The 13,555-nt window shown below is 29.7% G+C and carries 14 protein-coding genes; 3 read left to right on the top strand and 11 right to left on the bottom strand.

The window, feature by feature from the left end:
• From LACAL_RS12530 to LACAL_RS12515, 4 genes are read right to left on the bottom strand one after another with little or no spacing between them, the layout of a single operon-like run.
• Positions 1 to 969: an ABC transporter permease gene (locus tag LACAL_RS12530; RefSeq protein ID WP_013871122.1), complete on the bottom strand. Its 969-nt coding sequence runs from the start codon at positions 967 to 969 to the stop codon at positions 1 to 3.
• A 20-nt stretch (positions 970 to 989) separates the two neighbouring features.
• Positions 990 to 2,513: a sugar ABC transporter ATP-binding protein gene (locus tag LACAL_RS12525; RefSeq protein ID WP_013871121.1), complete on the bottom strand. Its 1,524-nt coding sequence runs from the start codon at positions 2,511 to 2,513 to the stop codon at positions 990 to 992.
• A 15-nt stretch (positions 2,514 to 2,528) separates the two neighbouring features.
• Positions 2,529 to 3,593 carry a substrate-binding domain-containing protein gene (locus LACAL_RS12520; RefSeq protein ID WP_013871120.1) on the bottom strand — a complete coding sequence of 355 codons (1,065 nt, stop codon included), beginning with the start codon at positions 3,591 to 3,593 and terminating at the stop codon, positions 2,529 to 2,531.
• Between the two features lie 53 nt (positions 3,594 to 3,646).
• On the bottom strand, positions 3,647 to 4,468 hold the full coding sequence (locus LACAL_RS12515) for a hypothetical protein (protein WP_237700988.1): 822 nt from the start codon (positions 4,466 to 4,468) through the stop codon (positions 3,647 to 3,649).
• Positions 4,469 to 4,684: 216 nt separating this feature from the next.
• Between LACAL_RS12515 and LACAL_RS12510 the strand changes: the two genes are divergently transcribed.
• Positions 4,685 to 5,416, top strand: coding sequence for an NUDIX domain-containing protein (locus LACAL_RS12510; RefSeq protein WP_013871118.1), 732 nt, complete (start codon positions 4,685 to 4,687; stop codon positions 5,414 to 5,416).
• A gap of 897 nt (positions 5,417 to 6,313) precedes the next feature.
• Here the strand turns inward: LACAL_RS12510 and LACAL_RS12500 are convergent.
• A complete protein-coding gene (locus tag LACAL_RS12500) occupies positions 6,314 to 7,192 on the bottom strand; it encodes an AraC family transcriptional regulator (protein ID WP_013871116.1) in 879 nt (292 codons plus the stop codon).
• Between the two features lie 125 nt (positions 7,193 to 7,317).
• Between LACAL_RS12500 and LACAL_RS12495 the strand changes: the two genes are divergently transcribed.
• Complete coding sequence (locus tag LACAL_RS12495; protein WP_013871115.1) at positions 7,318 to 7,701, top strand: DUF983 domain-containing protein; 384 nt, start codon at positions 7,318 to 7,320, stop codon at positions 7,699 to 7,701.
• A gap of 66 nt (positions 7,702 to 7,767) precedes the next feature.
• Here LACAL_RS12495 and LACAL_RS12490 read toward each other — a convergent pair whose 3' ends face one another.
• Entirely contained in the window at positions 7,768 to 9,909 is a 2,142-nt protein-coding gene (locus tag LACAL_RS12490; protein ID WP_013871114.1) for a catalase, read from the bottom strand.
• A gap of 220 nt (positions 9,910 to 10,129) precedes the next feature.
• On the opposite strand from LACAL_RS12490, the gene LACAL_RS12485 reads away from it, so the two are divergent.
• On the top strand, positions 10,130 to 11,035 hold the full coding sequence (locus tag LACAL_RS12485; RefSeq protein WP_013871113.1) for a DMT family transporter: 906 nt from the start codon (positions 10,130 to 10,132) through the stop codon (positions 11,033 to 11,035).
• Positions 11,036 to 11,074: 39 nt separating this feature from the next.
• On the opposite strand, the gene LACAL_RS12480 is transcribed toward LACAL_RS12485, so the two are convergent.
• The 5 genes from LACAL_RS12480 to LACAL_RS12460 all read right to left on the bottom strand — a co-directional run bounded on the left by LACAL_RS12480 (position 11,075) and on the right by LACAL_RS12460 (position 13,547).
• Entirely contained in the window at positions 11,075 to 11,581 is a 507-nt protein-coding gene (locus LACAL_RS12480; protein ID WP_193364034.1) for a hypothetical protein, read from the bottom strand.
• 35 nt (positions 11,582 to 11,616) lie between these two features.
• On the bottom strand, positions 11,617 to 11,877 hold the full coding sequence (locus LACAL_RS12475; protein ID WP_013871112.1) for an FAD-binding oxidoreductase: 261 nt from the start codon (positions 11,875 to 11,877) through the stop codon (positions 11,617 to 11,619).
• 3 nt (positions 11,878 to 11,880) lie between these two features.
• Positions 11,881 to 12,501, bottom strand: a complete 621-nt coding sequence (locus LACAL_RS12470) for a ferric reductase (RefSeq protein WP_013871111.1) — start codon at positions 12,499 to 12,501, stop codon at positions 11,881 to 11,883.
• Between the two features lie 8 nt (positions 12,502 to 12,509).
• A complete protein-coding gene (locus LACAL_RS12465; protein WP_013871110.1) occupies positions 12,510 to 12,887 on the bottom strand; it encodes a nuclear transport factor 2 family protein in 378 nt (125 codons plus the stop codon).
• A 294-nt stretch (positions 12,888 to 13,181) separates the two neighbouring features.
• On the bottom strand, positions 13,182 to 13,547 hold the full coding sequence (locus LACAL_RS12460) for a hypothetical protein (RefSeq protein ID WP_013871109.1): 366 nt from the start codon (positions 13,545 to 13,547) through the stop codon (positions 13,182 to 13,184).
• Between the last annotated feature and the right edge of the window lie 8 nt (positions 13,548 to 13,555).

The following is a 13,555-nucleotide window of genomic DNA, read 5'->3' as shown; positions in this document are numbered from 1 at the left end:
TTATTTGCTTTCGAATCTTTGTAATAATACTGCGAAAATGATGATAGCACCTTTAACCACTTGTTGTGGATATGAAGGCACATTTAATAAGTTTAAAATGTTTCCTATTAATCCTAAAATAAGCACACCCATTAAGGTATTTATTGCAGTACCTTTTCCTCCATTTAAACTTGCTCCACCAATAACTACAGCAGCAATAGCGTCTAGCTCCCAAGCCATTCCCATGTTTGGAGATCCTAAGTTGGTTCTAGAAGCCACAATAATAGCAGCAGTTGCCGCTAAAGCACCAGAAATGGCATAGACTAAAAATTTATATTTATTGACTTTAATTCCGGATAAACGAGACGCTTCTTCATTACTACCAATAGCGATTATTAATCGTCCAAAAACGTTATAACGTAGCATAACCATTGTGCAGATGACGATGATAAAAAATACGATTGCAATGTTAGGAATACCTAAAGTTGAGTTGTTTGCGAAGTCTGACATAAATTTTCCGCCAACGGTTGTGAATGTAACTGGAGAACCTTTAGAATAGATAAAACTCATACCTCTAGCAATAGTCATTAATGCTAAAGTAGCCACAAAAGGTGCCATTTTTTGATAAGCAACTAAGTAACCAGAAATGCTTCCTAAACCAAACCCAATAACTATAGTCATTAAAATGGCTAATGGTAAAGCAAAAATATTGACTAAAATGGCAAAAGCGACAGCTAATAATGCTACCATAGACCCAACCGATAAATCAATACCACCTGTAAGTATTACGATGAGCATACCAATGCTAATAATACCAATACCAGAAACTTGTTTTAATAAGTTTGAAAGGTTTACAGAAGTAAAAAACACATCGGAAATTAGTGCTGAAAAAATCACTAATAATATAAAAATGAATATAGTATTATACTTGACTAAAAACTTAAGTATTCCTCCAGGAGAACTAAGCTGTTGTTTTAATGTTAAAGCCATAACGTAAAAGTTTAATTAGTTTAATTATATTGTTTTAATGCTTCTCCAATGGAGTAACGTAAAATGTTTTCTTCTGAAAATTGTTCTTTTTGCAATTCGCCATAAACAGTACCTTCATGCATTACCAAAATACGATCTGAAATACCCATAATTTCTGGCATATCGGAAGATATTACTACAACACCAACACCTTTTTTTGCAACCTCATTAATAAGGTTGTAGATTTCAATTTTTGCACCTACATCTACGCCTCTAGTTGGTTCATCAATAAAAATGACTTTACTATCAATGCTCAACCATTTTGCTAGAGCTACTTTTTGCTGATTACCACCACTAAGATTTTTTACATTTACCTCAGAATTTGGTGTTTTGATGTTTAACTTCTCAATTAAACCTAAGACCTTTTTGTATTCGTTTTCAATGTTTATGAAACCTAGTTTACTTGAAATGGAACTAAAACTTGTTACACTAATATTTCTTCTAATAGATAGTGGTAAAAACACACCTTCTTCTTTTCTATCTTCGGAAACAAAACCAATTTGATAACCTGCAGCATCTACAGGAGAGTTTGTTTTAATCTCTTTACCTTCTAAAATTAAAGTCCCAGATTTCTTTTTATCTGCACCAAAAATTAATTTAGCAGTTTCTGTTCTTCCGCTTCCGCCTAAACCAGCAATACCTAATACTTCACCAGGTTTTACATTGAAAGAAACATCATTAACCATGGTTTCCTTAGCAGTTAAATTTTTAACTTGAAAGATTGGAATCTCTCCAATTTTAATATCTCTTTTTGGATATAAATCTTTAAGTTCACGACCAATCATTAAGTGAATTACGCCATCTTTATCCGTTTCAGAAATAGGCATACTACCAGTATCAACACCATCTCTAAGTACAGTTACAGTATCTGCTATTTTGAAAATTTCATCTAAGTGATGCGATATATAAATTATAGAAACACCTTGTTCTTTTAATCTGAAAAGAATTTGAAACAGTTTTTTTACATCTTTAGGATCGAAGACAGTTGTAGGCTCATCTAAGACTAAAATTTTAGTATCTTCTGAAATGGCTTTCGCAATTTCAACTACTTGTTTTTGAACGATACTTAAATTTTTAACTTTAGCAGAAGCATCAATTTTAAAGTCTAAAGAATCTAATAACTCTTGAGCATCTTTAATTAATCCTTTCCAGTTCATCCAAGATTTACTGGCACCTAATTTGTGTAAATAAATATTTTCTGCAACCGATAAGTCATTCACTAAAGACAATTCTTGATAGACTACATTAATACCTAAAACCTGACCTTCATGTGTGTTTTTTGGTGTTATTTCTTCGCCATCTAAAATTACAGTACCTGTATCTTTTTGGTGTACACCACTTAAAATTTTAATTAAAGTAGATTTACCAGCTCCATTTTCACCTAATAAAGCATGAATTTCTCCTGCTTTAACTTTTAAGTTTACGTCTTTAAGTACAGAAACAACACCAAAACTTTTGGAAATTCCTGACATTTCTAGACGATATTCGCTTGCTGAGTTTTTCATATCTCTTAGATTAGATTAAAATATCGCGTTTGGATTGTAGTACTTAGCTGCATTCTCTTTGGTAATTAATAAAGGTGCTGTGTATGATTTTTTATCAAAATCGGTTTTACCATTCATGTATTCAATTGCATATTGCACTGCATTTTTACCAATTTGCACAGGACTATTCATTGCTGTACAACCATAAAAATCGGTTTCCATGATATATTTAATCGCTTCTTTTTGTCCGTCTGCACCAGCAACAATTAAAATATCATCTGTTTTACCAGCTTGTGCAATCGCTTTAATAGCACCTAATACACAAACATCCGATTCTGTAATCACTACATTAACATCGGGATGCGCAACTAAAATATCTTCCATTGCCTGCAATCCTCCCGCATAAGACCACTCGGTATACGCTTGTGTTTTTACATTTAAATTAATTTTTCCTTGAGTACGTAATTGTTCTTCTGTAATTCCTTGTAATAAACCTTGTTTACGAGTGCGACCCACTGGGTTTCCTGCATTTCCGCTTAATAAAGCGATGTTCATTGGTTTGCTTCCAAACTTTTTAGCTAGCCATTCTCCTGCCAATTCGCCATTTGCTAAATTGTTAGATTGTATGGTGGTAACAAATTCTGCTTCAGGACTAATAGAACTATCAATAATAAAAACAGGTATTCCTGCAGCTTTTGCAATTTTAGTAACACCAACCAAAGCATCAGGATCTTTAGGATTTAGCAATAATGCATCCACTCCTTTTGTAATTAAATCTTCTACAGCTGCAATTTGTTTGTTAATATCGCCTTGACCATCTGCAGATAAAAATTGCATTCCGTTTTTTTCTGTAGTAGTTTTTATACTATTCCATAAAGCCTGGTAATAAGGAGCGTTTAATGATGGTGAACAGTAACCAATTTTTTTGCTAGTTAAATCTATTTTACTCTCAAAAATATCTCCTGTTTCTTCTGAAGTATTAGTTGAAGTTTCTACCTCGTTTAATTGCTCTGCACAACTAAAGAAATTAAAACACAATAAAAGCACTAGTATTGGAAAACACAATTTTTTAAAATTGATTATTGAAGATTTTGTTTTCATAATTTTAAGTTTAATGGTTACACGCTATTAAAGTTAAGTGTATTTTTTATATATTAAAACAAGGCAACATCTAACTGAATTACTGTTTTTTCTTGTTCAGGATTCCACATTAATGTAACATCTACTGGAATAGTGTGTTTTAAAACTTCAAACTTTTTATTATAAGTAGCGCCTACGTTAATAATATTTCCTGTACCTTCTGTATAAAATGTTTTATCTGTAATAAAAGACCAAGCGCCACCAGCAAATAATGACAAACTAGAATTTTTATTTTGCCAAACTTTACTATTTACTTCAAAATAATGTGTCCATGAATCTTTTAAATCGCCATTATCTTGCACTTCGTAATCTCCAGATCCACCACCAATAATTGTAGCAAAATACAATAAGGTATTAGGTGTTATGTTGTAACCAAAATTTAGATCGACAAAGTTATAACCTTGTGTTTTATCGTAGCTCCAGTAACTTAACTCATCACCTCTTTCTTCTACTCCTGTATAATTATTATGTGTAACAGCTTCAATAAAAAATTTATCTGAAAAACGATATTTTGTATAAATTGAAACTTCTTTATAGTAAGCACTTTCGTTTTCGCCTGTTTCTATATTTTTTACATCTACAGATGAAAAACTTGCGCCTCCCCAAAAACCAAAAGTGAATTTTTTGTTTTTAGTATTATATTCCAAACTACTTGCCAACATCGCTCCAGGATGCACAACAAATCCATGCCAAGTATGCATATTTTTTAAATGAGCACTTAAACTAAATGGCGAATAACTTTCTTTAGTATTATTTTCTTGAGCACTTAGTGGATTAAAAATGCAAGAAACTAATAGAAATAAAACGAGTGTAATGTTTTTTGATTTTCGATTCATTTTTAAATAGTTAAAGATTAATGCGATAACAAACGTCATTTTTACGTTTATTTTTCAAATGTATTACAAAAATCAAATAAAAACCAAAAAATACTCAATAAAAATATGTTATTTTAACATTTATGTGTTCTAAATTGATTTTTTATTACATAAAACTTAAATAAAAACACTATTATTGCTAATGTAAATATGACGTTTAATAAATAAAATTAGATTATGAAGCTTGAAAAAATATTAAATATCTCTGTAGATTGTGTTGTTTTTGGATATGATACAACTACAAAATCTTTAAATATTTTATTAATAAAAAGACACTTAGAAAATGAAGGGAAAGTTTTGGTTGATGATTATGTTTTAACTGGATACCACATGTACAATCACGAAACTTTAGATGATACTGCAACTAGAGTTTTAAAAGAGTTAACAGGCTTAACAAACCAATATAAAAAACAATTTAAAGCTTTTGGTAACCCAGATCGTTTAACAAATGAAAAAGATTTACTTTGGATTAAAAATGAAGAGTTTGATACTAGAACTGTTACTGTTGCTTATTATTTTTTATTAAATACAGAAGATGTTGATATTGAAAGCAACATGAATAATGCTAGATGGTTTCCTTTAAATAATTTACCCGAGTTAGGATTTGACCACAATAAAATTATTAAAGAAGCTTATGAGGATTTAAAAGAAAAATGCCTCTCTGAACCTATTATCTTTAAATTGTTACCAGATAAATTTACAATTAATGATGTACAAGATTTATACGAATCTATTTTAGGAATAGAAATAGATAACAGAAATTTTAGAAGAAAATTAATTAATAAAAAATATATTATTGCTTTAGACGAAAAACAAGTAGGCGTCTCAAAAAGACCAGCACAACTGTACATGTTTAGCAAGGATATTTACGATAAAATGTTTCAGAAAAACTATCTAATTAGTATATAATTTTAAAAACAAACTTTAAAAAGGTTGTTTTGTAATCTATTAACTACAAAATGATTGTTATCACACAATAAAGCATCAAATATTAATTTCTTAAATTATAGTTTCGTAAATTTAAAATACACATGTAATAAAACATATCATTTAATTAAATAAGTTAACTAAAATGACTAGAAAAAATACAAACGCTTTTCTGTTTTTAAAAAAGATAAACATATTTGATGTTTTGTTTTTAATATCATTTTTAACTAGTATTATAATGAGTTTTACTATGGAACGAGAGAAATTGCTTTATATTTCTCCAATAGTAGTATTTACTATTTTAGTAAAATACTTAAGTGTCACAAAACAAAAGGCAAACTTGTTATTTGTAATCGCTTTATTTGCACTGATAGCTATAAATTTTCTTACGTTTTATTCTTTTCAAAAATATTTTGTTTTAATAACAATGTTAACCTGCTTTTATTTAATAATTTATAGTTTAATTTTAAAAAAGTATTTAAATAAAAGTAACATAAAAAAAATATTGTCTTTATCTGTTTTAATTGGCTGCCTACTAATTGGTTATATTATATTTTCTGTAATAGACTTAATTTTAAATCATATCCCAAATTATAGCGTAATTTATGTGTTTTTATGCGCTTCCAGCTTATTTATCTACGTTGTAATATTTTCTAGAATATACCTAAATAATAATTACGATAATACTATTATTATTTTCGCTTCGGGTATAGCATCTTTATTTAACATAGGCTTATCACCTATTAACGAGTATTATTTCTACAATAAAACCTTTACAATACTTATTCTTATTTGTCATTATTTATCTATTTACCTTTTTATGAAATTCATTTCAGAGACAAATTCTAAAGACAAAAAAAACATAGAGGAAACTTACTTTTAATCTGAGTGTTTCTTTTTAAACGCTAAAGCAGTTATACCAACCTTAGACTTAAATAGTTTAGAAAAATGCGCATAATCAAAATAACCTAAAGATTCTGCAATTATAGATAATGAATTATTAGAATGAACTATTAATCGTTTTGCTTCTAAAATTACTCGATCTAGAATAAACTCTGAAGTTGTTTTATTAATTGTCGCTCTTGTTACCCTATTTAAATGTTTAGCCGTAATATTTAAAGCATCTGCATAAAACTGAACCGTTTTTTCTGCTTTAAAATGTAATTCTATTTCTAATTCTAAAGCCTTTAAAATACTTAAATATGAAGATGAGACTACATCTTTTTTTGAAACATTTGCGGTATAATATCTTGATAAATCTATATATGCCAAGTTTATTAAACTTGCTATTTTTTCTTTTTTATAAGCTAGTTTTCCTTTATATTCAGTATTAATAATACTAAAATGAGACACAACACTATTTAACTGAAAATCATCAAGCTGAAGCATTGGTGGGTTCTCTAATGAAAAATAAAAAGGAAACTGATTTAAATTAATATTAGTAAACTGAAATTGAAAAAAAGCTGCAGTATGAAAAAAAATAAAACCTTTTGCTGGGCTTGTAAAATGCCATCGATGTGTTTGTCCTGGACGTAAAAAAAACACACTGCCTTTGGCTATATTATAGCTGTTAAAATCTATCTCATGAATACCTTCTCCAGCAGTAAAGCATACACATAGATAAAAATCATGGCTATGTGATTTATGTACAATTTTAGCATTCTGTTTTAAATGTGTACTTAAATCGTTGCTATAAAAATTAGTAAGACTTTCTTGCTGCTCAAATTGATTTATACTTAAAACAGGTAGATTTTTCATAAAAGCTAAATATGTCCTAAATATACAAATAGTCGCATCATTTAAACAATAGAATAAGGCGTAAATAATATTACTTTTGTAAAGTAAAATTTACTTAAAATGTATTTTAACTAAAATCATTGATTATGAAGTTATTAAAAGGCACGAAAATAAACAGTATTTTCACAGGAAGTTGTCCTGTTTGTCAAAATGAAAGTATGTATTCTGTACAAAATCCATACAAAGTAACTAGTACTTTAACGATGGAAGAGCAATGCAGCCATTGTAATACAAAATACCAGATTGAACCCTCTTTCTTTTTTGGAGCAATGTATGTTAGCTATCCTGTTGGTTTAATTTTTGGTGGTTTTTCTTTATTTCTTTCATATATAGTTTTAGAACTGTCTTTATTAACTTCTTACATTATTTTAGTATTGTTTATGCTTCTTTGCTTACCTATAATTTTAAGATTATCTAGAAATATTTGGATTAATATTTTTATGAAATACGACAAAAGCAAAGCAGAGTAATTGTTTAGTAATTTAAATAAAAAAGGCCGCTTAAATAAGCAGCCTTTTTTATTTATATTTACATTGTTATGCAGGAACTTTAGCTGCAACATCACGCCTTTTCCAGTACCTATGTTTAGCAATAGCATCTCTAAATGCTTTAGGCTTTTCGTTAATAAATACTGCACCATCATCTTTATAATCTTTAATAAAAGTATTATCTATTAAATCTTCAGCTTCATCATCTGCAGCAATAGCTTTACAGTGCTTAAATGCTTCGTTTAAAAATTTGGTATACTTTGGTGTATCTATAAGTTTTTTAATTGCATCTTTTCCTCCTGGTATATAAATAGCATCAAACAAAACACTTTCGGTTGTAGAAATTGCTGCATCAACTTCGTGATCCATAGCTTCACTACATTTTACTGTACCTCCATGAGGAGCAATTAATTTAAGCATAGCACCTTCATCTTCTAAAAGCGATTTCATTTTCTTAAAGGCTTTCATATCAAAACCATTTGCAACAAGTACTGCAATTTGTCTTGTTTCAATAGAATCAAATTTAGTATTAGCCTGACTTAGTGCTTCATCTTTATCTAAATAGTTTTTGGCATCGCCTGGTTGGTGTTTTTCAACATCTGCATCTGCACCAATAGCTTGATTAATTGGCTCTTCAATACTTTTTGGTATTTCTAATCCTAAATTTTTAGCAACAGTTAGAGCTAAATCATTATTAATTTTATTAATAAGCCACAACATACGTTCTTTAATATGCTTTTGCGTACATTTTCCTAACTCAAAAGAATAAGCACCTGCAACGTGTTCTTTTTCCCAATCTGATAAACTTCTATAAAATAAAGCGGGTTGAGAAAAATGATCGCTAAAACTTTCGCTTCTACCTCTTATTTTTTTAGCATCAATACGCTCTTCATAATGTGTAAAACCTCCATCTGCCATAGCATTAAGATGTGGGCAACCTCCCATTAAAGTATTTGGGAAATAAGCGCCTTGACCTTTAGGAATATCCATTTGCATATGCCCATCTCGCTCATTGTTATGAACTTTTGTTATAGGCTTATTTATTGGTATTTGATGAAAATTTGGTGTTCCTAATCTTGACAACTGCGTATCTCGATAAGAAAACAATCTACCTTGTAATAATGGATCGTTTGTAAAATCGATTCCTGGAACAATATGTCCTGGTAAAAATGCGACTTGTTCTGTTTCTGCAAAAAAGTTATCTGGATTTCTATTTAAAACCATTTTTCCTATAATTTCAACAGGTACTAATTCTTCAGGAATTAATTTTGTTGGGTCTAACAAGTCAAAATCGAATTTATGCTCATCTGCTTCTGGTACAACTTGAATACCTAATTCCCATTCTGGAAAATGACCAGCGTCAATAGCTTCCCATAAATCACGCCTATGGAAATCGGCATCAGCTCCATTTATCTTAACCGCTTCATCCCAAGTAACAGAATGCGCACCTAATTTTGGTTTCCAATGAAATTTTACAAAATGTGATTCGTTTTTATCGTTTATCAATCTAAAAGTATGAATACCAAAACCTTCCATCATCCTTAAACTTCTAGGAATAGCACGATCACTCATTGCCCAAATATGATTGTGTAAAGTTTCGGTTGTATGCGAAACAAAATCGTAAAATGTATCGTGTGCAGAAGCTGCCTGAGGAATTTCATTATTTGGTTCTGGTTTTACAGAGTGAATTAAATCTGGAAATTTCATAGCATCTTGAATAAAGAAAATTGGCATATTATTACCAACTAAATCCCAAGTACCTTCTTCTGTATAAAACTTAACAGCAAAACCTCTAACATCTCTAGCTAAATCTGGAGAACCTTTAGAGCCTGCTACAGTAGAAAAACGGGCAAATACTGGTGTTTTACGTTCTGTATCATTAAATATTCCTGCTTTACTATATTTTTTTATACTTTTTGTAAGCTCAAAATAACCATGAGCGCCACTACCTCTTGCATGAACTATTCGTTCTGGAATGCGTTCGTGATCGAAATGTGTAATTTTTTCTCTTAATAAAAAATCTTCGAGTAATGTTGAACCACGCTCGCCAGATTTTAATGAATTATTTGTATCATTAACTTTTAAACCTTGGTTAGTTGTCATCGCGCTATTATCGTAATCTACACGATTTGCCTCAAGGTCTTTTATCTTTTGTGTTTTGGAGTGTTTTCCTGTTGATTTTTTTGCCATGATTTATAAGTAATTATTAGTGTTATATGTATGTATATCTCTAATTTAATTATATTATTTGATAGCAAATACTTTAAATATTATATGAGTTAATATTATTTTTATATCTGTTAATTATAGTTTCTTTTTAACATTTTGTTAATGTTTTGATTTTAGTTTTTTTTAAAAATTTTGAAAATAGATATATAAACAAAACACTACAATAAAGTATATTCGCGCCATGTGGATGTATTTAGGCTTATTAGCAGCACTTTTTTTAGGATTACACAATCTATGTAAAAAACATGCAGTACAAGGAAACGAAGTGTTTCCGGTACTTTTAGGAACTGTTTCTAGCGGATTTTTATTTATAGCTGGTTTTTATTTGTTTTCAAAATTTAATCCAGAATATGCTTTAGAAAAAGGTTACGATTTTCAAGATATTACAGCAAAAACACATAGTTTTATTTTTATAAAATCTATGATAATGGCTAGTTCTTGGGTGTTAGCTTATCAGGCTTTAAAACATTTACCCATAACAATTGTAACTCCTATACGATCTGCGGGACCATTTTTTACGTTTATTGGTGCTATATTAATTTATAAAGAAAGTCCAAATGCTTACCAATGGATTGGATTTTTTCTTATTATTTTCTCTGTGATATTATATTCTAGAATTGGTAAAAAAGAAGGCATAAATTTTAAACGCAACAAATGGGTTTTTGCCATTATTGGAGCTACTTTTTTAGGTGCTTCTAGTGGATTATATGATAAATTTTTAATTCAGAATTTAAGTTTAAATCCACAAACTTTACAGTTTTGGTTTTGCTTATACACCATTATAATTTTATTGGCAATCTTAACCATAACGTGGTTTCCTTATGCCGAAAAACGTAAAGCATTTACCTTTAGATGGTCTATTATAGCTGTTGGTATTTTATTACAATCTGCAGATTATTTTTACTTTAAAGCACTACAAGATCCTGATGCATTAATTATGCTACTTTCTGCCATAAAACGTAGTCAAATTATAATTGCTGTTGTAATTGGCGGATTGGTTTTTAAAGAGAAAAACAAACGTAAAAAAATGGTTCCATTATTAGGGATCATGATTGGCGTTTGCTTGATTTTATATGCTTCTGAATAAGATTTTTTTAAATGCTATTAATGGACATATTTTACTTATTTAATTCGCAATTTTAAAGTCTTTTATAATTTGTAAGGCAGATTTATGTGCTCTACCTGAAGCTGTTTCAAAATCTGAAGTTACGTTGTTTGCTCCACTTCTAATACCTTGGTAAATACCTGCTATTATTGTACCCATAAAATCACCTAACTCTGCTATTCTTTCCGTTTTATAAGCATCAATAGAAACCGGTGTATAAACCAAATTGGTGTTGTAAACTTCATTTATATAATTAGCTAATTGTGTTTGGGTAATTGCCTCTCCAACTAAATTATAGATTTTCTGGCTATGTTTAGCTTCGGTTAGCATATTTGCATAAGCAAAACCTAACGCTGTTCTACTTGTGTAAGTGCATTTTCCATCACCTGCACAATTTCTTATTTCACCTTCTTTTACATAGGTTTCAATATATTCTAAATCTGGCTCAATATAAATTCCGTTTCTTCCAATAACCCAATCTAAACCTGAGTTTTGAATATCTTTTTCGGTTTGCCTATTACTTTGCACAACTGGACTAAAAGCATTATTCTCCTCTGCTCCTACTATACAATTGCTAAGTCTATAAAACCTTCTGTTTGATTAATATTCCAAACAGAATAGCTTCTAACTTTATCTTTAAACGAAATATCATCATTACCAATACCAATGCCTAAGCGTAAAAAATAGCCAGGTTTAAAGGTTATTGTTTTAAAATTTTCACTTTGTAATCTCACTTTATAAACAGAAGGAGATATTTGTTGCTTTTGGGTTAAAACAGCATGGTCTAACACTACTTTTTTTAGAATATTTTCTATTATACTCATTGTTTAATGTGTTCTGTTTTTTCTACTCTCTAAAATTTTATTCTTAACTATAGGAATTCTAATTATAAAACCCAAACCAACTACAACTGCATAAATAATCCATGTTTTATCTAGTATTGCAACATGTATTAAAGACAGTAAAATAGCAGCATATGCATATTGTTGAAGTTTTTTCCAATTACTTTTTAGAAACTTCATAGCTTTTCTATTAGATGTTAAAAGCAACGGAATTAAAATTAGTATTGCTATAAATCCTAGCACATAGTTAACCTGTGTGAAAGTTTCCATAAAACCTTCAGCAGCCATAAAAAATATAAAATGTAATAAACTCCATACTGCTGTGGCAATTCCCATAGCTTGTCTTACAAAAAGATTTGCTACACCAAATATTATAAAAAAAGGTGTACACGTTAATACTGCAGTCATCCAACGTATAGCAAACTCACCTGTAACATGATATAACATTTCTACAGTTGCACGTCCTTCTCCAACTGCATTTTCTGCGAATGAAAACGATAAACCATTAGAAAACTCAATGTTTATCATTTTAAAAACCACCAATAATGGTAAACTAGCTAAAATGGTGACAAGTATCCAACCGTAATTTTTTTTGATAATATTCATATAATTATTTAATACATCGTATTATTATTAGCAGATGTTTCTGGTATTTGCTGAATACTATCCCAATGTTCTACAATTTTTCCATTGGTATCAAACCTAAAAAAATCCATGGTTATATATTGGTCGTTATCTGGCCAGATTTGATGTGTATGTAATGCTACCAAATCGTCTTCGGCAACTGCTCTTACAAAATCCATTGTTTTAACAGGATATTCTTTTTCCATACGATTAAAATAATCTATAAATGCTTGTGGACCATCAGCAACCATTGGGTTATGCTGTATATATTCGTCTCCAACATATAACTCGACTGCTTTTGTTGGATTGCCTTCGTAAGCCATTTTATAAAATGCGATAGCGTTTTTTTTGTTTTGTGCTATATTCATAGTTTAGATTTTAATTCGGCTAATTCTTTCTCTAGAGCTTCAGCTTTATCCTTAAATTTTTGCATTGCTTTTTTTAGTTGCCCTATTTTTTTGAAGGCTTCATCATCTTGTACAGCTTCAAAAGATTCTATATCTCCTTTTACTTTATATTTTGCTTTAGCGCCACACTTTGGGCATGTTTTTTTATATCTGACATAATTTTTTAATTTATTAAGTACTTCACTTTATTAATTTAAATAGAAAAGGCTACCATAGGCAACCTTTTTCTACTGCTATCAATCAATCATTACTACTTTATTTTACTAAATAACGTGACATTTTCATAGTGCTTCCATCAATCATATTTGCAAAATCTGCTACAGATTTATCTTTCATGAATTTAGCCATTGAAGCTTCTGCATCTTCCATTGTTTTCCATTTAGCTACTACCAAAAATGTTTTCGTGTCTTTATTGTAACCACTTTCTCTACTTATATAACCAGGTTGTTTACTTGTGTAATTAGTATCTACTTTTGCGTCTTCAATCCAGAAATTCGCATGACTTACAGATGCTTTAATTTTATAAGTTGTTACTTCAATAACATAAGGTTTTATGTTTTTTTCCTTTTTTGCAAAACTCGTTAAGGTTAAGCTTGTTAATAGAATTAATAGATATTTCATGATTTTGC

Origin of the sequence: Lacinutrix sp. 5H-3-7-4, assembly GCF_000211855.2 — a bacterium.
Classification (GTDB): domain Bacteria; phylum Bacteroidota; class Bacteroidia; order Flavobacteriales; family Flavobacteriaceae; genus Lacinutrix.
Note: the sequence above shows the minus strand (reverse complement) of the source record. Positions and strands in the feature narration are given on the sequence as shown.

Excerpts from the sequence above, each read along its gene's own strand:
- LACAL_RS12530 (WP_013871122.1), bottom strand. The coding sequence starts at position 969 with ATGGCTTTAACATTAAAACAACAGCTTAGTTCTCCTGGAGGAATACTT.
- LACAL_RS12525 (WP_013871121.1), bottom strand. The coding sequence starts at position 2,513 with ATGAAAAACTCAGCAAGCGAATATCGTCTAGAAATGTCAGGAATTTCC.
- LACAL_RS12520 (WP_013871120.1), bottom strand. The coding sequence starts at position 3,593 with ATGAAAACAAAATCTTCAATAATCAATTTTAAAAAATTGTGTTTTCCA.
- LACAL_RS12515 (WP_237700988.1), bottom strand. The coding sequence starts at position 4,468 with ATGAATCGAAAATCAAAAAACATTACACTCGTTTTATTTCTATTAGTT.
- LACAL_RS12510 (WP_013871118.1), top strand. The coding sequence starts at position 4,685 with ATGAAGCTTGAAAAAATATTAAATATCTCTGTAGATTGTGTTGTTTTT.
- LACAL_RS12500 (WP_013871116.1), bottom strand. The coding sequence starts at position 7,192 with ATGAAAAATCTACCTGTTTTAAGTATAAATCAATTTGAGCAGCAAGAA.
- LACAL_RS12495 (WP_013871115.1), top strand. The coding sequence starts at position 7,318 with ATGAAGTTATTAAAAGGCACGAAAATAAACAGTATTTTCACAGGAAGT.
- LACAL_RS12490 (WP_013871114.1), bottom strand. The coding sequence starts at position 9,909 with ATGGCAAAAAAATCAACAGGAAAACACTCCAAAACACAAAAGATAAAA.
- LACAL_RS12485 (WP_013871113.1), top strand. The coding sequence starts at position 10,130 with ATGTGGATGTATTTAGGCTTATTAGCAGCACTTTTTTTAGGATTACAC.
- LACAL_RS12475 (WP_013871112.1), bottom strand. The coding sequence starts at position 11,877 with ATGAGTATAATAGAAAATATTCTAAAAAAAGTAGTGTTAGACCATGCT.
- LACAL_RS12470 (WP_013871111.1), bottom strand. The coding sequence starts at position 12,501 with ATGAATATTATCAAAAAAAATTACGGTTGGATACTTGTCACCATTTTA.
- LACAL_RS12465 (WP_013871110.1), bottom strand. The coding sequence starts at position 12,887 with ATGAATATAGCACAAAACAAAAAAAACGCTATCGCATTTTATAAAATG.
- LACAL_RS12460 (WP_013871109.1), bottom strand. The coding sequence starts at position 13,547 with ATGAAATATCTATTAATTCTATTAACAAGCTTAACCTTAACGAGTTTT.